Annotated in this window: 13 protein-coding genes and 1 pseudogene; 9 read left to right on the top strand and 5 right to left on the bottom strand. The window is 45.2% G+C overall.

Annotated elements, in window-relative coordinates; genetic code table 11:
• Positions 1-24: 24 nt before the first annotated feature.
• A pseudogene (gene dapA / locus DXA15_RS07215) lies at positions 25-917 on the top strand (4-hydroxy-tetrahydrodipicolinate synthase).
• Between the two features lie 565 nt (positions 918-1,482).
• On the opposite strand, the gene DXA15_RS07210 reads toward dapA, so the two are convergent.
• Positions 1,483-3,147, bottom strand: a complete 1,665-nt coding sequence (locus DXA15_RS07210; protein ID WP_128133588.1) for an AMP-binding protein — start codon at positions 3,145-3,147, stop codon at positions 1,483-1,485.
• Positions 3,148-3,505: 358 nt separating this feature from the next.
• On the opposite strand from DXA15_RS07210, the gene hypD reads away from it, so the two are divergent.
• Positions 3,506-5,866: a trans-4-hydroxy-L-proline dehydratase gene (gene hypD / locus DXA15_RS07205; RefSeq protein ID WP_233566952.1), complete on the top strand. Its 2,361-nt coding sequence runs from the start codon at positions 3,506-3,508 to the stop codon at positions 5,864-5,866.
• Between the two features lie 17 nt (positions 5,867-5,883).
• Positions 5,884-6,792 (top strand): glycyl-radical enzyme activating protein, encoded by a 909-nt coding sequence (locus DXA15_RS07200; RefSeq protein WP_128133586.1) that lies wholly within the window; start codon positions 5,884-5,886, stop codon positions 6,790-6,792.
• Positions 6,793-6,807: 15 nt separating this feature from the next.
• Here the strand turns inward: DXA15_RS07200 and DXA15_RS07195 are convergent, their stop codons facing one another.
• The gene (locus tag DXA15_RS07195; protein ID WP_128133585.1) at positions 6,808-7,686 is read right to left on the bottom strand and encodes an AraC family transcriptional regulator; all 879 of its coding nucleotides are present in this window, start codon (positions 7,684-7,686) and stop codon (positions 6,808-6,810) included.
• 153 nt (positions 7,687-7,839) lie between these two features.
• Here DXA15_RS07195 and DXA15_RS07190 point away from each other — a divergent pair, with 153 nt between their 5' ends.
• Genes DXA15_RS07190 through DXA15_RS07180 form a run of 3 tightly spaced genes read left to right on the top strand, consistent with a single transcriptional unit; the run spans position 7,840 to position 13,264 of the window.
• Positions 7,840-8,862, top strand: coding sequence for an efflux RND transporter periplasmic adaptor subunit (locus DXA15_RS07190; RefSeq protein WP_128133584.1), 1,023 nt, complete (start codon positions 7,840-7,842; stop codon positions 8,860-8,862).
• The gene (locus DXA15_RS07185; RefSeq protein ID WP_128133583.1) at positions 8,859-11,951 is read left to right on the top strand and encodes an efflux RND transporter permease subunit; all 3,093 of its coding nucleotides are present in this window, start codon (positions 8,859-8,861) and stop codon (positions 11,949-11,951) included. Before DXA15_RS07190 ends, DXA15_RS07185 begins: the two co-directional genes overlap by 4 nt.
• 20 nt (positions 11,952-11,971) lie before the next feature.
• A complete protein-coding gene (locus DXA15_RS07180; protein ID WP_128133582.1) occupies positions 11,972-13,264 on the top strand; it encodes a TolC family protein in 1,293 nt (430 codons plus the stop codon).
• A 130-nt stretch (positions 13,265-13,394) separates the two neighbouring features.
• On the opposite strand, the gene DXA15_RS07175 is transcribed toward DXA15_RS07180, so the two are convergent.
• A complete protein-coding gene (locus DXA15_RS07175) occupies positions 13,395-13,847 on the bottom strand; it encodes a YhcH/YjgK/YiaL family protein (RefSeq protein WP_010803046.1) in 453 nt (150 codons plus the stop codon).
• 205 nt (positions 13,848-14,052) lie between these two features.
• On the opposite strand from DXA15_RS07175, the gene DXA15_RS07170 reads away from it, so the two are divergent.
• The 3 genes from DXA15_RS07170 to DXA15_RS07160 are packed head-to-tail and all read left to right on the top strand — an operon-like array spanning position 14,053 to position 17,155.
• Complete coding sequence (locus DXA15_RS07170; protein ID WP_128133581.1) at positions 14,053-16,263, top strand: cation-translocating P-type ATPase; 2,211 nt, start codon at positions 14,053-14,055, stop codon at positions 16,261-16,263.
• 19 nt (positions 16,264-16,282) lie between these two features.
• Positions 16,283-16,489 carry a heavy-metal-associated domain-containing protein gene (locus DXA15_RS07165; RefSeq protein WP_128133580.1) on the top strand — a complete coding sequence of 69 codons (207 nt, stop codon included), beginning with the start codon at positions 16,283-16,285 and terminating at the stop codon, positions 16,487-16,489.
• A gap of 6 nt (positions 16,490-16,495) precedes the next feature.
• Positions 16,496-17,155 carry a hemolysin III family protein gene (locus tag DXA15_RS07160; RefSeq protein ID WP_128133579.1) on the top strand — a complete coding sequence of 220 codons (660 nt, stop codon included), beginning with the start codon at positions 16,496-16,498 and terminating at the stop codon, positions 17,153-17,155.
• 76 nt (positions 17,156-17,231) lie between these two features.
• Here the strand turns inward: DXA15_RS07160 and DXA15_RS07155 are convergent, their stop codons facing one another.
• Together DXA15_RS07155 and DXA15_RS07150 are read right to left on the bottom strand one after the other, a co-directional pair.
• Positions 17,232-18,551, bottom strand: a complete 1,320-nt coding sequence (locus tag DXA15_RS07155) for a TldD/PmbA family protein (RefSeq protein WP_128133578.1) — start codon at positions 18,549-18,551, stop codon at positions 17,232-17,234.
• A 1-nt stretch (position 18,552) separates the two neighbouring features.
• Positions 18,553-20,085 (bottom strand): TldD/PmbA family protein, encoded by a 1,533-nt coding sequence (locus DXA15_RS07150; protein WP_007656925.1) that lies wholly within the window; start codon positions 20,083-20,085, stop codon positions 18,553-18,555.
• Positions 20,086-20,090: the final 5 nt, after the last annotated feature.

The following is a 20,090-nucleotide window of genomic DNA, read 5'->3' as shown; positions in this document are numbered from 1 at the left end:
TAACAAAAAAGGAATATTTTCCCCATGGCAGACATAAATTTAAAAGGAATGGGTGTGGCGTTGATCACTCCCTTTAAAGACGACGAAAGTGTGGACTATGATGCGTTGAGCAAACTGGTAGACTACCAGGTGCAGAACGGAACCGATTATTTGGTAGTGTTAGGAACTACTGCGGAAACACCAACCCTCACTGAAGAAGAAAAAAAGAAAATTATCAGCCTCGTTGTAACTAAGGTTAACGGCCGTATTCCTATCGTTTTAGGTGTTGGCGGTAACTGCACCCGCACGATTGTTGAGAAATTAAAGAACGATAATTTTGATGGTATCGACGCTATCCTGTCTGTCGTACCTTATTATAATAAACCTTCCCAGGAAGGAATCTATCAGCATTACAAAGCTATTGCCGAAGCTACCAAACTTCCTATCGTATTATATAATGTACCGGGAAGAACAGGTGTAAATATGACTGCTGCTACAACACTCCGTATTGCACGTGAGTTTAAGAATGTAGTCGCTGTGAAAGAGGCTTCCGGTAATATCACCCAGATGGATGACATCATTAAGAATAAACCGGCGAATTTTAATGTTATTTCCGGTGATGACGGTATCACCTTCCCATTGATTACATTAGGTGCGATCGGTGTTATTTCTGTTATCGGTAATGCTTTCCCCCGTGAATTTAGCCGGATGGTTCGTTTGGCGTTGGCCGGCGATTACGATCATGCCCGTACTATCCATCATCGTTTCACTGAATTATTCGAATTACTGTTTGTAGACGGTAATCCTGCCGGAGCGAAGAGTATGCTGAATGCAATGGGCTTCATTGAAAACAAGCTGCGTCTGCCATTGGTGCCGACACGTATCACGACCTCGAGAAGATACGTGATGTATTGCGTGAGTTGAGCATTAAATGCTGATAAGTCAGATTACCAATTATTTTAGAAAATCAGCGTCACAAAGATTGCGAATAAGTTAATCTGTTGATAAATAAACGAAAAGCGGTGACGCCGGTAAATAAATCCGGCGTCACCGCTTTTTATAGATAGCTCCTTCTTTTTATGGCTGATTCTAAGTAAATTAAGTTAAAACTAAAAGCTATGTGATCTTTATTTGTAAGTTTATTATTTTCTATTGCTTAATAAATAGACCTTTATATACAAAGTAATATCTAATTAACCATTTGACCTGGGGAAAACTATCATTCGACCTAGGGCAAATATAAGGTTGACCAAGGTCGAATGATAGTTTCACCTGGGTCGAACGGTTAGCGAGTCATGGGCTTTGTTATAAAGGTAAGTATATTAAGGGATAAATAATATCTGCCCTGATCTTACTGTAAAATCAACCAAAATCAGGACGAGACACGTTTCGCTGTCATAAAAGGGGGTGACGCCGATTATATATTCAGCGTCACCCCGTTATGTTTTGAAATATAAGTTGTAGGATTAAAAAAGCGGCATTGTGATGCCGCCTGGAGTTAAATTAATTTTCTTCTGCCGGCTGGTATAAATACCGTTTGATACTGCGCTTCGGTGTCTTTTCGAACTCTTCCTGATACAACTTGAAGCAGGTTACTTTGCTGTAGCCCGGTATCTCTGTATTGAGCTGGTCAATGTTTTGTTGCATCAGCTTTTCTATTTCGGAATGTTGGATGCCTGCTTTGTCAACCAGTTCCCAATCCGGATAGATCAGGGCAACCAATTTGCCGCCTTGCGAGATTATCAACGATTCGGAAACATAAAGCATGTTGTTCAGGCGGTCTTCTATTTCTTCCGGATAGATGTTCTGCCCGCTTGGTCCCAGAATCATGGATTTGCTACGTCCGCGGATATAGAGGAAACCGTCGGAATCTATTGTTCCCAGGTCGCCGGTACGCATCCAGCCGTCGGGCATCATGACCGCTTTGGTCGCTTCCGGATTCTTGTAATATCCCAACATGACGTTCATGCCGCGGACCAGGATTTCGCCTACTTCGTTAACCGGGTCGGCAGAGTCGATACGTGCTTCCATACGGTCGACAATGCGGCCGACAGAACCTTGTCTGAACGTATCCCATTGTTCGTATGCCACCAACGGACCACATTCCGTCATTCCATAACCGACGGTATACCGGAACTTGATGGAGCGGAGAAATTCTTCCACCTCTTTGTTCAGGGCGGCGCCACCGATTACCACTTCGCCGAATTTACCTCCGAAAGAATCGTTCAACTTCTTTGCGATGGTGTCGAGTACTTTCTGGTCGAGGTAGGGGACTTTCAGCAGTAATTTGATGAGCGGCTTTTCCAGTTCCGGGAATATCTTGTTCTTGACGATTTTCTCGATGATAAGAGGTACGGCGAGTATCAATGCCGGTTTCACACGGGCAAATGCTTCGGCGATAATCTTCGGGCTCGGTGTACGGGTAAGGAAATGCACATGGCATCCTTTGTTCACACAATTCAGAATCTCGAAAGCCAGGCCATACATATGTGCCATCGGCAACATGCAGACCACACTGTCTCCCGGATGGATAAACGGCAGGTTGTCGTAAGCAAACTGCGTATTGCTCCATAAGCTGCGGAAAGGAATCATAACCCCTTTGGAGAAGCTGGTCGTCCCCGAAGTATAGTTCAATACAGCCAGTTCTTCCGGTTGTTCGACATGATATTTAACATCGGCAGTTGTGAAGGAGCGGGGATATTTCTTTCCGAAATACTCGTTAATCCTGTCGCGCACCATCCGTACTTCCTTGTTCTTGCTCTTGATGATGGAGAAATTGTCCAGCATCATGAACAGTTTGACATCGGGCATCATCTGCTCGTTCATATTCTCCCAATTGTTGGCTCCGGCCAGTACAGCCTTTGCCCCCGAATGGTTTACGATATGATGGATATTATCCGGCTTAAACTCGTGGAGGATGGGGACGGCAACCGCACCATACGCCAGTATGCCGAAAAAGCAGATGGCCCAGTTAGACGAATTTCGTCCGACCAAAGCTACTTTGTCTCCTTTCTTTATTCCTGCATGTTCGAGTATTATATGAAATTTTTCGATACGCCGGGCCACATCTTTATAATGGTACGTGTGTCCATTATAATCTGAGAAAGCAGGCAGATCCCAATGTTCCTTGATGCTGTTCTCTATAAGTCCTAAAAAACGATTTTCCATGAAGATATATTTATATGAATAACCATGAAAACAAAACGAATGTTGCAAATATAGTAAAAAATACAGACGCTATTATTTTGTTTATTCATGAAAAGTATTTATGTTTGCGGTATTCGTATAAATCTTTGTATATTATATGATTATAAAAGGTTACAGAAAACTCTTCAATTGTTTGATGTTCTATCTTTAAACAATACATTCTTTCCCGGACAGAACCGTCTGTGGCACGGTTTACTATTTTCTTATTCTTAGTTATTTCTTAAAAAATACTGTGTTCAATATGAGTACAACAACAGCTCAGCGTGCACCCCGCAGTGCATCCAATTTTGCTCCGGCGGCGGAAGCAAATGGGTATGGTATGAACGACCGTATCAAACGGTTACGCCGGCTTTCTTTTGAGGCTGAACCTTCCCTGTCTATCGAACGGGCGCTTATCGAAACCCGTTTCTACAAGGAGAATTACGGGAAATATCCTGTTCCAATCCTGAGAGCATTGAACTTTCTTGAGATATGCAAACAAAAGACCATCTATATAGGTAAAGACGAACTGATTGTGGGGGAGCGTGGTCCGGCACCGAAAGCCGTTCCTACTTTTCCCGAACTGACCTGCCATAGTGTGGAAGACCTGCATGTGCTGAATACCCGTGAATTGCAACGTTATACCATCAGCCAGGAAGATATAGATACTTATGAACGCGAAGTAATCCCATACTGGAAAGGCCGTACACAGCGTGAACGTATTTTCAGCCATGTCCCGAAAGAATGGAAAGAGGCCTATGAAGTCGGTATGTTTACCGAATTTATGGAACAGCGTGCTCCGGGACATACGGCTCTTGACGGAAAAGTCTACCGTTACGGTTTGCTGGACCTGAAAGAACGGATTGCCGGCGAACTGGCAAACCTCGATTTCATGAATGACCCTGAAGCGACGGATAAACAGGAGGAACTTACCGCCATGTCTATCTCCTGCGATGCCGCCATTCTCTTTGCCGAACGTCATGCCGACCTGGCGGACGAAATGTCGATGGCGGAGAAAGACCCGGTGCGGGCTGCCGAACTTCGTAAGATAGCTGAAGTTTGCCGTTGGGTTCCGGCCCATGCTCCCCGTACTTATTGGGAAGCTATCCAGATGTATTGGTTTGTCCATCTGGGAACTATTACCGAACTGAACGGCTGGGATGCCATGAACCCGGGACATTTCGACCAGCATCTGGCTCCTTTCTATGAAAAAGAAATAGCTGCGGGAACCCTTACCCGTGATGAAGCCAAAGAATTGATGTCCTGCTTCTTTATCAAGGTAAATAACCATACGGCACCGTCGAAGGTCGGTATTACCGCCAAGGAAAGCGGAACCTACAATGACTTTACCAACCTGAATATCGGAGGAGTGAAAGCCGACGGCAGTGATGGGGTAAGCGAAGTTTCTTATATCATGCTTGAAACGATTGAGGAATTGCATATCCTGCAACCGGGAAGTGCCATTCATATCAGTGCCCGTACGCCGGAACGGTTTCTGCGGGCCGGATGCAAGGTGATTCGCCAGGGACACGGTTATCCTTCGGTGTTCAATCCGGACGTGTATATCCAGGAACTGATGCGACAGGGGAAATCCCTGCATGATGCCCGGGAAGGGGGGTGCAGCGGTTGTATCGAGGTGGGTGCTTTCGGGAAGGAGGCTTATGTGCTGACCGGCTATCTGAATGTCCCGAAGATACTGGAAGTAACCCTTCACAATGGTGTCGACCCGGTATCCGGCCGTAAAGTAGGACTGGAAACCGGTAATCCGTGTGACTTTGCCGGTTACGATGATTTATACGCCGCCTTTATGAAACAAGTACATTATTTTGTGGATATGAAGGTGCGTGTAAGCAATTATATCGACCGGATGTTTGCCAAATATGCACCGGCCACATTCCTTTCCCTGTTTATCGACGATTGTATTGCCAAAGGACGCGATTATTACAACTGCGGACCGCGTTATAACACCACTTATATACAATGTACGGGGCTGGGTACAATAACCGACAGTCTCTCCTCCTTGAAGAAACATGTCTTTGAAGACAAACGCTTTTCGATGGATGAAATGCTGAAAGCAATGGCTGACAATTTTGCCGGAGCGGAAGTTATGTGCCAGACAATCCTGAACCGCACGCCTTTCTTCGGTAATGATGACGAATATGCCGATGCTATTGCCGTCAAAGTATTCGATGATTTGTATGATGCTATTGAAGGCAAACCGAATACGAAAGGGGAGTGTTTTCACCTGAATATGCTGTCGACTACCTGTCATGTTTATTTCGGTAAGGTGATGGGAGCGACCCCGAACGGCCGTCTGGCAGAAAAGGCTATTTCCGACGGGACTTCTCCTTCACATGGTGCCGATACGCACGGACCGTCTGCCGTTATCAAGTCATTGGGCAAACTGGACCAGGTGAAGAGTGGCGGAACATTGCTGAACCAGCGTTTCCTTCCGAGCCTGTTGAAGCGGGAGGAAGATATTTCGAAACTGGCCTCTCTGATTCGCAGTTACTTCGCTTTGGGCGGACATCATATCCAGTTTAATATTGTGGATACGGAAACGCTGTATGCCGCCCAGAAATGTCCGGAAGATTACCGTGACTTGTTGGTTCGTGTAGCCGGTTACAGTGATTATTTCAATGATATGAATGCTGACTTGCAGGCAGATGTGATTGCCCGTACGGAGCAGGAAAGCTTTTAGTAATTGAAAATTAGTTGATGGGGTTAATATTCGATATTAAGCGTTATGCAATAAACGATGGGCCGGGCATCCGGACGACTGTCTTTATGAAAGGGTGCCCGTTGTCGTGTGTTTGGTGTCATAATCCGGAGGGGGTATCCAGCCGGAAACAGAAACTCTATACAAAGAAGAAATGTATAGGATGTCGGACGTGTATGGAGAATTGTCCGCAAAAGGCACTGGCATTGACACCCGAAGGGATTGTCACCGACAATGCTCTCTGTAATTTGTGCGGCAAATGTGCGGAGGTCTGTCCGGCTCTGGCAATGGAGATATCCGGAACCGAATATTCCGTAGATTACCTGATGAAGGAGATTGAAAAGGAAACGGTATTCATGGATCGGTCGGAGGGAGGCGTAACCTTTTGCGGAGGGGAGCCGTTGTTGCATCCGGATCTGTTGCTGGAATTACTTCGCCGTTGTGGTGACCTGGGTATCCATCGTACCGTTGATACGACATTGTTTGCCGGAGAGGAGATCGTCCGGGAGGTGATGCAACATTCCGAGCTTTTTCTGGTAGACCTGAAGCATATGGATACAGTTAAACATAAACTTTACTGCGGAGTGTCTAATGAATTAATATTGTCTAACTTACGCATGGTGGCGGAAGCCGGTCATGCGTTTCATATCCGTATCCCTCTGATAGAAGGTGTGAATGCGGATGAAGAAAATATAACCCGTTCGGCCGCATTCCTTTCCTCCTTACCCTGGCAGTATCGAACGGTGAATCTGCTCCTTTATCATGATATTGGTAAGAATAAACATGAAAAGCTGGGGACGGTATATAATCCGGCCCATTATCCGATGGCGACGCCGTCGGAAGAAACGGTGGAGCGTTGTAAGGATATTTTCAGTACGTATGATATAAATGTAATAATCGGGGGATAAAGGCGATATTATCCCCTATCGTTTTCTGTATTCTTTGGGAGATATTCCTGTGTGATGCTTAAAGTATTTTCCGAAGAAAGACTGGTTGGCAAAGTTTAAACTATCGGCTATTTCCTGTATGCTCATCTGGCTTGACTTCAATAATGTTTTTGCTTCCAGAATCACATATTCGTCAATCCAGTTTCCGGCAGGCTGCCCGCTGACTTCTTTGGATATGAGTGAAAGGTATTTGGCTGTGACACAAAGTTTATCGGCATAAAAGGCAACACTCCTTTCCTGCTTGTAGTTTTCCAGAACCGTCTGCATAAACAATCCGAACAACTCTTCTTTGCGGGACCTTTTGCCATCATCGACTGGCTGGTGTTTGCGGAAGATATTGCAGACATCGTAGAATAATGACAGTAACAGGCTTTGAATAACCTCTTTCCGGTACACATGCTCTTTCATCTTAACCCTTTTCCATAACATGGGATGATATTCGGAAAGATAATCCAACTCTTCCTCAGTCAGGATAGTGCATGGATGGTCCCTGACGTAGAAGAAAGCTGATAAAAGATTCTTCATTCCCGGGGTTGTATCGTCGATGAACTGTTTGGATACTCCCAGAAAAATACCGGCAAAGTCATCACTGCGTTCGTAATGCTGTACTATCTGGTCCGGCAGGAGAACTACCAGGTTATTAGGAACGATTGTATATTCTTTCAGATTGATGCTGATTCGTACGGAACCTTTCTGGCAAATGGCAAAAACGGCGGCATCTGCAATACGGCTGGGATAATCGAACAGTGGAATTTCATTCAAATCGTCGAAAATAACGAAATCGTCATCAAAGAAGTCTATTTTGGATGAATGTTCGACCTTTGAGATATCTATTATGGGAACTGTTTGGTTCATCTTTTCTCTATTTATATGCAAATATAGGAAAAGAATGCATACGAATGCGAAAAATAGAACAATTCTACGGCTCAACTGACCTTTTATAAAATAAGGATTCTCATCACTTTTGCATCGTTTATTTCTCTTTAAAATACTAATAAATAGATAGGTATGAAGATTGTAGAATGTGCGGGTATCTCTTTGTTTATAATTCTGTTGATGAGCTGTTCCGGCCAAAAGGATAAGCCGACGGAAGAGAAGGTAATACCGGTGAAAGTGGTTGAAATAATGGGCAGCAGCCTTGTTGATGGTCAAAATTATGTTGGAACGGTGGAGGAAATGTCTGCCTCTTCCCTGAGTTTCCAGGTTATGGGGAATGTGCAGGAGATTCTTGTCCGTGAAGGGCAGAAAGTTCATAAAGGGCAGCTTCTGGCTTTGCTGAATCGTGCGACTCTTCAGGATACGTATGACGCATCCCGCGCTTCCCTGGTGCAGGCGCAGGACGCTTATGACCGTATGAAAACATTGTATGAAAATAAAAGTCTCCCGGAAATCAAATGGGTGGAAGTACAGAGTAAGTTGCAACAGGCACAGTCGATGGAAAGCATCGCCCGGAAGAATCTGGAAGATGCCAGCCTGTATGCTCCTTTTGACGGTGTAATCGGGAAAAGAAATGTAGAGGCAGGCGAGAATGTGCAGCCCGGTAAACCGGTTTTCACCTTATTGGATGTAGGGACAGTGAATATTAAGATTGCCGTACCGGAAAAAGAAATACCGTTCATCGACCACCGGAAAGCGGCTATAACCGTTGCTGCTTTGGGAGGTCGGCTGTTTGAAGGCATGGTTACAGAGAAAGGCATTACCGCTAATCCGGTATCCCATACCTATGAAGCCAGGATAAAGCTGGATAATAGGGATGGAGCGTTATTGCCGGGAATGGTTTGCCGGGTGAGAGTGGAAGATAAGGACAGGGTTACTACCATCTCGTTGCCTAATAATGTGATACAATTATCGCACACCGGCGAACGGTATGTCTGGTGCCTGCGTGACGGAAAGGCCAAAGCGGTAACGGTTCGTATCGGAGAGTTGACCGACAATGGCGTACAGATAACGGACGGACTGAGCGAAGGTGACCTTGTCATAACAGACGGTTATCAGAAGGTAAGTGAGGATATGAAAGTGAAAGCCTTATGAAAAGACAGCAGGGAATTATAGAATGGGCCATGCATTATTACCAGATCACCTTATTGGTGCTGATCGTCTTGGTCGGTCTGGGAATTTATGGCTTGGTAAATATGCCGAAGCAGGAGTTTCCGGAATTTACCATCCGCCAGGGTGTTGTCGTGGGTGTTTATCCCGGGGCGACTTCTGCCGAGGTGGAGGAACAACTGGCAAAGCCTTTGGAACGCTATCTTTATACTTTTAAGGAGATAAAGAAGAAGAAAACATATTCCATGTCGCGTGACGGAATGGTGTATATCATGGTGGAACTGAACGATGAAGTGAATAATAAGGACGAAGTCTGGTCAAAGATTAAGCTGGGTTTGCAGAACTTCAAATCGCAATTGCCTTCGGGTGTCCTGGCTGTCATTGCGAACGACGACTTCGGTGATACCTCCGCTTTGTTGATTACGCTTGAATCGGAAGATAAAACATACCGTGAACTGGAGGATTATCTGGAATCACTGGAAGATCGCCTCCGTCGTATTGAGTCTGTTTCAAATCTGCGCCGTTACGGCATACAAAAGGAACAAATCAGTGTCTATCTCGACAGGGATAAACTGACGGCTTACAAGCTGGATACCCGAATGTTGATGACAACACTTTTCGCACAAGGATTTACCACATCGGGAGGCTCGTTGAAAAGTGAAGACCTCGATATTCCAATCCATTTCTCTAACACCTATGCTTCTGAAAAAGAGATAGCCGACCAGATTATCCTGGCGGATGGTGACGGGAATATAATCCGTCTGAAAGACATAGCACGCATTGTCCGTGAATATCCCGAGCCTGACAGTTATATAATGAATAACGGAAAGAAGGCTATCATCCTTTCCATGGAGATGCGGGAAGGTAATAATATTGTACAGTACGGGAAGGAAGTGGATAAGGTGCTGGCAGCTTTCCAAGAAGAACTTCCGGAAAGCGTGTCCATTCAACGGATTGCGGACCAGCCTAAGGTGGTGGATGATTCGGTGAGTTCGTTTGTGCGTGACCTGTTTGTCTCCATCGTGGTCGTTATCCTGGTGATGATGCTGCTTTTTCCTTTCAAATCGGCTATTGTTGCGGCTACTTCCATTCCGATCAGTATTTTTATATCTATCGGGATTATGTATGCTGTCGGCATCCCGTTGAATACGGTTACATTGGCTGCTTTAATTGTTGTTCTGGGGATGATTGTGGATAATTCCATCATCGTTATAGATGCTTATCTGGAACGGCTGGATAACGGAATGTCCCGCTGGCATGCCGCAGTATCGAGTGCCAAGAACTATTTTTCTTCCATCTTTCTGGCAACGCTCAGCCTTTGCATTATCTTCTATCCGTTGCTGTTTACGATGACGGGGCAGATGCTGGACTTTCTGAACTGGTTTCCCTGGACGATAACGATTTCATTGATGACCTCGCTGGCTATCGCCATGATATTTATTCCCATGTTGGAGCATACCCTTATCAAAAAGGGATTGAAAAACGGGCAGAAGACGGACGGAAAGAAACGTTTCAACTTGTTGGATACGGTACAGGCTGTCTATGAAAAGGTACTTGAATGGACTTTTCGCTATCCCAAAACAACGTTGTTTATCGGGGTACTATCCGTGTTGCTGGCTGTGGTGATTATGATGCGTATCCCGCAACGAATGATGCCGGAAGCAGACCGTGACCAGTTTGCTATAGAGATTTATTTGCCGCAAGGTTCGTCATTGGATAAAACGGCAGCCGTTTGCGACAGCGTATATGCTTTATTGAAAGATGACGAACGGGTTTTGTCGGCTACCGCATTTGTGGGAATGGCTTCCCCGCGTTTCCAGGCAACTTATGCTCCGAATATGGGTGGAAAGAATTATGCGCAGTTTATTGTAAATACAACATCCGTAGAGGCAACAACCGACCTGTTGGATGAATATGCCAATGCTTATGCCGATTATTATCCGGATGCTTTCATCAAGTTCAAGCAGTTGGATTATCAGACTGTGAGTTTCCCGATAGAAGTTCGCTTTATGGGAGATGATATAACAGCCTTGAAGCAGGTGGCCGATACATTGATGACATCATTGCAGGATATGGATGGCCTGGTTTGGGTTCATACGAATTTTGAGGAGATGCTGCCCGAAGTTCGTGTAACGCTTGACCCTGTGGAGTCGTCCCGCCTGGGAATTTCGAAAGCGATGGCGGCGGCTGATATGGCTATTCGTTATAACGGTATGTCGGTCGGCTCTGTCTGGGAAGGCGATTATCCGTTGGCTATCTGCCTGAAATCGGATAAGGGAGAGGATGCATACGATTCGTTTGATAGGATAGGGGATGCTTATTTGCCGACGGCTGTTCCGGGTGTCAGTGTTCCGCTTCGCCAGGTGTCTGAGATACAGGGAGGATGGAATGAAGGGCAGATTGTTCGCCGTAACGGAGTGCGTACGTTGAGTGTGATTACTCAGGTTAAACGCGGCTTTAATGAAACGAATATGCAGAAGAAGGTAGAAAAGGTGATGAACAGCCGAGTGATACCCAATCTTCCGGAGGGCGTATCTTTTGAATACGGAGGTGTAAAAGAGTCTGACGAGGAAATTATTACTCCTATAATAGAGGGGCTTTCGATTGCCGTCATTATTGTCTTCCTGTTCTTGCTGATAAACTATAAGAAAATCGGATTGGCTGTTGCTGCCCTTACTTCTATTTTACTGTGCCTGTTCGGTGCTGCTCTCGGTCTCTGGGTGTCCGGGATGGAGTTCAGTATCACTTGTGTGTTGGGTATAATCAGTTTGATAGGTATTGTGGTACGTAATACGATTATGATATTCGACCATGCCCAGGATTTACGTATCAATCATCATATCTCTGTCAAAGAGGCTGCTATGGATGCCGGTAAACGTCGTATGTTACCGATTTTCCTGACGTCGGCAACAACTGCGGTGGGGGTTGTCCCGATGATTATCAGTAACAGTGCCTTATGGACTCCGATGGGAGTCGTGATTTGTTCGGGAACAGTATTTGCCATGATATTGGCCGTTATTGTTATTCCGGTATTTTACTGGATGATATTCGGCGGGAATAAAAAGGTCGTATAACTAAATTAAGAGTAAAGAATATGTCTGGAAAAAAGATAATATATGTTTTAGGCAATCTCCTTTGTCTTTTGCTGGTACCGGCTTTATCTGTCGAAGCCCAGCGTAGTTTGACACTGGAGGAATGCAGCCAACTGGCATTGGAGAATAATGCCCGGATGAAGAACGCCCGTTTAGATGTAAAAGGTGCGGAAGAGGTGCGTAAAGAGGCTTTCACGAAATATTTTCCATCTATAAGTGCGACGGGAGGCGCTTTTACCTCAGACAATGGAATGGCAGAGTTGGCGCTGGTCCCCGGTCTGTTAGAAATGACAATGGCAAAGAACGGTATTATGGGAGGAGTGACAGCAGTCCAGCCGGTTTTTGCAGGAGGACAGATACTTAATAATAACAAACTGGCTGCCCTGGCGGTGGAAGTGAGCCGTTATCAGATGAAACAATCGGAGAATGAAGTATTGCTGACTGTCGAACAGTATTACTGGCAGCACGTTTCTTTGCAGGAAAAGAGAAAAACGGTTTCCTTACTGGAAACATTAATCGACAACTTGTATAAGGATGTGGAGGCTTCCGTTCGTGCCGGCGTGGCAAACAGGAATGAATTGTTACAGGTTCAACTAAAAAAGAATAGTATAGCCAGTGACCGGCTGAAAGTGGATAATAATTTGCGTCTGTCAAAAATGTTGTTGTCTCAGTATATCGGAATGCCGGAAGATGATTTCACCGTTCAGGCAACTTTACAGGAGCCTCTGCCTTCGCCGGAGACTTACCGGATAGACCTGATGAGTGCCTTGCCGACGACTGTTGCCTATAAACTGCTTGATAAAAATGTGGAAGCCAGCCGTCTGCAATATAAATTGAAAGTCGGTCAGAACCTGCCGTCGGTAGGAATAGGTGCCGGCTATATGTATCATAATATTCTGGATACCGATCATTCTTTCGGGATGATTTTTGCTACGGTTTCTGTCCCCTTAACCGATTGGTGGGGCGGTTCGCATGCTATCAGGAAGCAGAAGTTGCAATTGAAAGCGGCTGAATATACACGGCAGGATACCAATGAGAAACTTCTTTTGCAGATGCAAAAACTCTGGAATGAATTGGAAGAGGCCTATGAACAGGCAAAGATATCGGAAGAATCGGTAAAAACGGCAGAAGAAAATGTACGTCTGAGTACAGATTATTATCAGGCAGGAACGGAGACATTGAGCGATTTGCTGAATGCCCAGTCTTTACTACAACAAAGCAGAGACCAATATACGGACGATTATACCAATTACCTGATTAAACGGACGGAATATTTACAGGCAACCGGACGGTAAGTTAAGAAGTTGTGTTATTTAAAGAATAATGGGGGAAGCTAACTGGATTTTAGCTTCCCCCCTCGTTTTATTGTAAATACTTACTGATGACTCCCATTAGTGCCGTTAGGCCAATGGGTTTTATAAGCAGTTATTCTTCGACTTGTACTTTGACAATCACTTTGCGGATATTTCCTTCTCCGATACCGGGTGCGTGGCCGTCTTCCGGAAAATAAATGGCGAACTGTCCGGGATAGATTTTTGTATAGGCAGTCGGGCGGTCAACGAAGAAAGCGATGTCTTTCTCTTCGTTATAAGGCACGGAAACTTCCTGTAATTCGCATCCCGGTTTCCAACCGATTTTTTCTACACCTAGAAGGGGAAGCTGGATATCGATATATTTCTTATGCGTTTCGATTGCAGCATCGTTTTTATCTTTGCCGGATAAACTGGCTACGCTGACAAACAGGCGGGAACCGTCCAATTCGTATTTGCCGTCTTCCATTTTGGAGAAGTCAGTAGCTTTTACATAATCAAAAGCTTTTTTAAACAAAGGGTGCAAGCATTCAACCTTTTCTGTGTTATTCAAGGAGTCAAGTATCATAACTGTATTCGTTTTATAAATTCATTCGTTAATTCGTCTGACAAAGGTCGGGTATTCGATTGTTAAATAATAGGACAAATATACCAAATAAAACTATTAAATTCGTACATATCTTAATGAGCGTAATGAAATTCCGCAACTTTGTTGCAACTGATTTATTCGTATCTTTGTTCTACAATAGAATCGGTATAAAATAAACATAATAATGAAAGATGTAGAAAGTAAGGTACTGCCCGTCCTTGAGATGAGTTGTGCGGTTTGTGCCAATAACGTGGAGAGTACCGTCAAGGCACTACCCGGAGTAGAAGAGGCATCTGTTAATTTTGCAGCGAACACTTTATCAGTTACATATCATCCTTCGGTAATCAGTTTACAGAAAATGCAGGAAGCCGTACAGGCTGCCGGATATGATTTGGTGGTTGAGGCCGAAGACCCGCTGGCCGTACAGGAAGAGATGGCGCGTAAGCATTATAAAAAACTGAAGCGGAATACAATCGGAGCATGGATATTATCAGTGCCTTTGGCTTTATTGGGGATGGTGTTTATGCACATGCCCTACGCCAACTGGATAATGATGGTGCTGGCATTGGCTATTATGGTTCTGTTCGGGCGATCGTTTTATGTGAACGGCGTGCGCCATGCACTGCAAAAGAGTGCCAATATGGATACTTTGGTGGCCCTCAGTACTTCCATTGCTTTTATATTCAGTTTCTTCAATACGGTTTATCCGCAGTTCTGGATTGAAAAGGGATTGGAGCCGCATGTGTATTATGAAGCCTCAGGGGTGATTATCGCCTTTGTGCTGTTGGGCAAGTTGATGGAGGAGAGGGCGAAGAACAGTACTTCTTCTGCTATTAAAAGCCTGATGGGATTACAGCCTAAAACGGCCCGTCTTGTAACTGACGGAAAAGAGGAGGAAGTTCCTATCTCTTCTTTGAAAAAGGGAAATATTGTAAGTGTTCGTCCCGGTGAGAAAATACCGGTGGACGGAACTTTGCTGCAAGGCTCTTCTTCCATAGATGAAAGCATGTTGAGCGGGGAACCGATTCCTGTGGAGAAAGTTGCCGGTGACCGGGTTTTGGCCGGAACAATCAACCAAAAAGGTGCTTTTACGATGGAGGCGACCGGAGTCGGGAATGAAACGGTTCTGGCGCAAATCGTCAAGATGGTGCAGGCTGCCCAGGGAAGTAAGGCGCCCGTGCAACGTATAGTTGACAAAATAAGTGGTATATTTGTCCCGGTAGTCGTTCTCCTGTCTATCGTAACGTTTATCTGCTGGATGGTGATTGGCGGTGGGGATTATTTTTCTTATGCACTTCTTTCAGCTGTTTCAGTATTGGTGATTGCCTGTCCGTGTGCCTTAGGGCTGGCAACTCCGACGGCACTGATGGTCGGGATGGGAAAAGGAGCCGAACGGCATATCCTGATAAAAGATGCTTATGCTTTGGAGACTCTTTGTAAAGTCGATACGATTGTACTGGATAAGACGGGGACATTGACGGAAGGGATTCCGGTTGTCGTGGATTCCTGCTGGCTGACAGAATCGAATGTCTGTTATCTGGATATTCTCTATACTGCGGAATTGAAATCGGAGCATCCGCTGGCGTCTGCCATTATCCGTTGGCTGGAAGATTCGGGAGTCTCTACGTGTGAAGCCGGTAATTTTGAAAGCCTTACCGGCCGGGGAATCCGGATGGAAGTCAATGGTGTTACTTACTGGGTTGGAAGCCACGGATTGTTGGAGGTATTCGGTTCGGAGATACCGGATGACACTATGAAGCAGATACGTAAATGGCAGGACAACGGAATAAGCGTCGTTTATTATGGCGAAGGTAACCGTTTGCTAGCTGTACTGGCTATTTCAGACCGCATCAAACCGACATCGGCTGCGGCTGTAAAGACCCTGACGGATATGGGAATAGAAGTGCATTTGTTGACAGGCGATGGCGTGAAGACGGCGGAAAGAGTGGCTGATACTTTAGGTATAAAATATTTTAAGGCCGAAGTGATGCCTGATGATAAGGAAGAATATATCATGGCTCTTCAGAAGTTAGGAAAGAAAGTAGCTATGGTAGGTGACGGCATAAACGACTCGCAGGCACTGGCTCGTGCCGATGTGAGCATTGCGATGGAAAAAGGGACGGATATTGCAATGGATGTAGCGATGGTGACATTGATAACATCTGATTTGTTATTGTTACCGGAAGCGATCAAGTTGTCGAAACGAACAGTGCGTCTGATTCATCAGAATCTGTTTTGGGCCTTTATTTACAACCTGATAGGAATACCTTTGGCGGCCGGCGTTTTGTTCTCGGTAAACGGGTTGTTATTGAATCCGATGCTGGCAAGTGCGGCGATGGCCTTCAGTTCTGTTTCTGTGGTGCTTAACAGCTTGAGACTGAAATTTATGAAGTAATAGTATAAACAAAAAAATTATGGCAACAATGAAATTTAAAACAAACGCAAAATGCGGTGGCTGCGTGGCTGCTATCGGTGCTAAACTGAATAAGTTGGTGAAGGAAGATGAATGGTCTGTCGACCTGAAATCGCCGGATAAGGTTTTGGAAGTAACAGCGGATGTTCCTGTTGATAAAATAATTGCAGCAGTAACAGATGCCGGTTTTAAGGCTGAACAATTGTAACCTGCAATGGTCAAGACCAAACAAAGACAAACTTATGGTGAAGAAGTAGCCAATGTGCTGACACACGGTGCAGGAATGATTTTTGGGATAGTTGCTATCGTATTATTACTGATAGCTTCTATCTGTAATGGAAATCCTTGGGCAGTGGGCAGTTCGGTGGTTTATGCGCTTAGCATGACGCTCTCGTATGTCACCTCTACATTTTATCATGCTTCGTCCCATGCGCGGCAAAAGAGATTACTGCGTCGTTTTGACCATAGTGCTATTTATCTACATATTGCAGGTACTTATACGCCTTTTACTTTGGTAGCGCTCCGGCAGGAAGGCTACTGGGGATGGATATTATTTGCAATTGTATGGACTGCTGCCGTTATCGGTGTTTTTCTCAGTTTCAAGAAGATGAAAAAGACCGATCATCTGAAAACTACTTGTTATCTGGCAATGGGCTGGGTGGTTATTATTGCTTTCAAGCCTTTGGTTGATGTCTTTCAACGAACGGATTCAATGGATGTGTTGTACTGGCTGATTGGCGGAGGATTGTTCTATACGGTAGGATGCGTTTTTTATTTTTTCGATACATATAAATATATGCATCCGATGTGGCATTTCTTCGTTCTAGGCGGTAGCGTCTGCCATTTTATTTCGATTTATTTATTGATAAGATAAAAGAAAAGGATATTGCATAAGTGTTTGACAGTTACGGTGTCAGCTGCTTTTGCAATATCCTTTTTCTGAATAAGTATTATAACCCGCTGAAATCAACGCCATCGAAAAGTAATGACGGAATACGCCAGCTGGAGAACAGGCGAGGGTCGTTTCCTACTTCTGTCAGATTATTCCATAAAGCAATCATGTTTCCGGTTGCATTCATTTCTGAAATCGGCTGGGTCAATTTACCTTTTTCGATGAGGAAGCCTTCCACGCCATATGAGAAATCGCCGGTTGTGCTGTTGCAGTTACCTCCGTTGAAACCTGTAACGAGAATACCTTTATCTACTGAAGCGATAAGGCTGTCCGTATCTTTATCGCCCATCTGCATGGTCAGGATGGAGGGGGAGGCAATAGTCGGCTTCACTTTCATCTTGTTGGCTGAATAGGTATCGATATAATAGGTCTTCAATACTCCGTTTTCGAATACGGGCATCCGTTTGGTGGCAACACCTTCACCGTCGAAATAACGGGCGCCGGATGCTTTGATAAGATGCGGCTCGTCTATGAGGGTCAGTTTGTCTCCCAATACTTTCTGGTCGAGCTTATCCAATAAGAAAGAGTTTTTCTGCTGGATGGAAGAACCGTATAAAGCATCGATAACAGGAGATAACAAACGGCCGGAATTCATGTTGTCGACAATCATGCGATATTTGCCGGAAGCCACTTTCTTTTGTCCCAGCTTGCGGAAAACACGTTCCAATGCCTTCGTACCCAATCCTTCCTTAATCATCGTATCGAAATACAGGGAAGAATCGTACCAGTAAGATTCGGGACGGGCATCGCCTTCGCCACGGATACTGACGCTGGCAACCAAGCTGAAAGAAGAACCACAGGCTTCACCTTCGAAACCATTGCTGGCAACCATATATTTAAAGTCTTTCTCATCGCTGTAAGAAGAGTTGGCAGAAATGATACGGTCGTCTTTTCCCATCATTTCTTCACAGGTCTTCATGGCCAACGATACTTTTTCGTCCGGCTGTATGGAGTCGAATTTCGGGTCAATCAGTTGCAGGTCGGTACCGCCACCTTTGTAGTACAGGGAAGCGTCAGGCAATGTACGGGCCTTGTCTTCTGCCAGGTAACGAGTTGAATCGATTCCGTTACGGATAAATTTTTCTAGTTCCTTCTTATCCAAGCGGTTGGTGGAGAAAGAACCGTAACGGCCATCGACAAACAGATGGATAACCAGACTGTTTTCAGAAGCCTGCTGTAAGCGGTCAATCTTCATGTCCCGGATTTCGAATGAACTGCTGGAACCATTATACAGCGTTACCCGTGAGGACTGGCAACCGTTCTTTAATGCGAACTCCATGGCCCATTGGGCCAGTTTCTTATTATCGTTAGTTATCATATCAATTTTCTCCTCCTACAGTAAGTTTACTAACCAGGGCGGATGGCATACCGCAAGTTACCGGACAGGATTGTCCGTCTTTGCCGCATGTCCATGTGCCGTTATCCATCTTATAATTGTTGCCCACCATGGTGATGTCGGCTAAGGCTTTCGGGCCGTTACCGATGATGTTGATATCTTTGATCGGCTGTGTCAGTTTTCCGTCTTCAATCAGATAGCCGTCTTTTACAAAGAATGTAAAGTCGCCTGCACCGATCTGTACCTGCCCATTGGTAAAGCTGGAGGCATAGATACCTTTCTTTACAGTTGAAATCATCTCTTCTTCCGTCACGTTTCCGGCCTCCATATAAGTGGCACGCATACGGGGGATAGGCATCTGGCGGAACGACTCTCGACGTCCGTTGCCTGTAGAAGGGATACCATAATGTTTCGCACTGATGCGGTCGTGCAGATAACTCGTCAGGATACCTTCTTTCACGATATATGTCTTTTGTCCTTCCACACCTTCGTCGTCGATATTCACGGAACCACGGTTGAACGGGATTGTACCGTCGTCAACCACATTGATATGTTCGTTGCAGACTTTCTTATTCAGCTGGTCGGAGAAAATGGACGTGTTCTTGCGGTTGAAGTCGGCTTCAAACGCATGTCCGATGGCTTCGTGCAACAGGATACCTGAACCACCGGCACCCATCACGACAGGCATTTCGCCGCCTTTAGGTTTCACGGCCTGGAAGAGGATAGACGTTTTTTCTACCGCCTCTTTTGCTACTTCGGCTATGATTTCGTCGGTCAGGAACTCGGCACCCATACGGAATGCGCGGGAAGCGTAAGAGTTTTCAATCTTACCGTTGTCTTCCATGATGCAGACGGCGCCCAGGGTTACCATCGGACGATAGTCGTAATATGTCTGTCCTTCTGAATTACAGAAAAAGATGTGCGACGTTGTATCTCCGAGAGAAGCCATAACCTTATGGACACGTTTGTCGAGTGCAAAAATCTGGTCGTTCAGTTTTTGCAGGTAAGGCGTTTTCTGGTTGACGGCAATCTCGTCCCAAGGAGTTTGCACACCATAATAATTATTGATAATCGGTTCTTCAGTCAGTTTGGCCGGTCCTTTTCCTGCAGCGCCGTTAGCGATACGGGCAGCCGTACGGGCGGCTGTCAGCATCTCGTCGAGCGAGATATTTTCAACGTAGGCATAACCTGTCTGGTCTCCGGACAAGACGCGTACGCCCATTCCGAAATCTATGTTTGAAGAGGCGCGGTTTACCGCACCGTCTTGTAAACCGATGTTGTTTCGATAAGAATGTTCGAAGAAGAGGTCTGCATAATCTCCTCCTTTTTCCAGTGCTGCGTTCAGCACTTTTTTCATATCGCTTTCGCTTAAACCGAAATGGTTTAACGCAAACGAGATACCGGCAGCTTTATCAGCAGTACTACCGGCACAACCTTCTAAAAAAGAAGGAACTGCCAGTGAACCAAGCATAACCATACCTCCTGTTTTAATAAAATCACGTCTGTTGTATTTCATATTGT

Origin of the sequence: Parabacteroides sp. AM58-2XD, from assembly GCF_003463685.1 — a bacterium.
GTDB lineage: Bacteria > Bacteroidota > Bacteroidia > Bacteroidales > Tannerellaceae > Parabacteroides > Parabacteroides segnis.
This window is presented reverse-complemented; position numbering and strand designations above follow the sequence as displayed.

What these genes read in the sequence shown, in the direction of transcription:
- DXA15_RS07150 (WP_007656925.1), bottom strand. Translation starts at nt 20,085, where the DNA reads ATGAAATACAACAGACGTGATTTTATTAAAACAGGAGGTATGGTTATG.
- DXA15_RS07160 (WP_128133579.1), top strand. Translation starts at nt 16,496, where the DNA reads ATGGTCAAGACCAAACAAAGACAAACTTATGGTGAAGAAGTAGCCAAT.
- DXA15_RS07175 (WP_010803046.1), bottom strand. Translation starts at nt 13,847, where the DNA reads ATGATACTTGACTCCTTGAATAACACAGAAAAGGTTGAATGCTTGCAC.
- DXA15_RS07190 (WP_128133584.1), top strand. Translation starts at nt 7,840, where the DNA reads ATGAAGATTGTAGAATGTGCGGGTATCTCTTTGTTTATAATTCTGTTG.
- DXA15_RS07155 (WP_128133578.1), bottom strand. Translation starts at nt 18,551, where the DNA reads ATGATAACTAACGATAATAAGAAACTGGCCCAATGGGCCATGGAGTTC.
- DXA15_RS07210 (WP_128133588.1), bottom strand. Translation starts at nt 3,147, where the DNA reads ATGGAAAATCGTTTTTTAGGACTTATAGAGAACAGCATCAAGGAACAT.
- DXA15_RS07195 (WP_128133585.1), bottom strand. Translation starts at nt 7,686, where the DNA reads ATGAACCAAACAGTTCCCATAATAGATATCTCAAAGGTCGAACATTCA.
- DXA15_RS07180 (WP_128133582.1), top strand. Translation starts at nt 11,972, where the DNA reads ATGTCTGGAAAAAAGATAATATATGTTTTAGGCAATCTCCTTTGTCTT.
- DXA15_RS07185 (WP_128133583.1), top strand. Translation starts at nt 8,859, where the DNA reads ATGAAAAGACAGCAGGGAATTATAGAATGGGCCATGCATTATTACCAG.
- DXA15_RS07200 (WP_128133586.1), top strand. Translation starts at nt 5,884, where the DNA reads ATGGGGTTAATATTCGATATTAAGCGTTATGCAATAAACGATGGGCCG.
- DXA15_RS07165 (WP_128133580.1), top strand. Translation starts at nt 16,283, where the DNA reads ATGGCAACAATGAAATTTAAAACAAACGCAAAATGCGGTGGCTGCGTG.
- hypD (WP_233566952.1), top strand. Translation starts at nt 3,506, where the DNA reads ATGAACGACCGTATCAAACGGTTACGCCGGCTTTCTTTTGAGGCTGAA.
- DXA15_RS07170 (WP_128133581.1), top strand. Translation starts at nt 14,053, where the DNA reads ATGAAAGATGTAGAAAGTAAGGTACTGCCCGTCCTTGAGATGAGTTGT.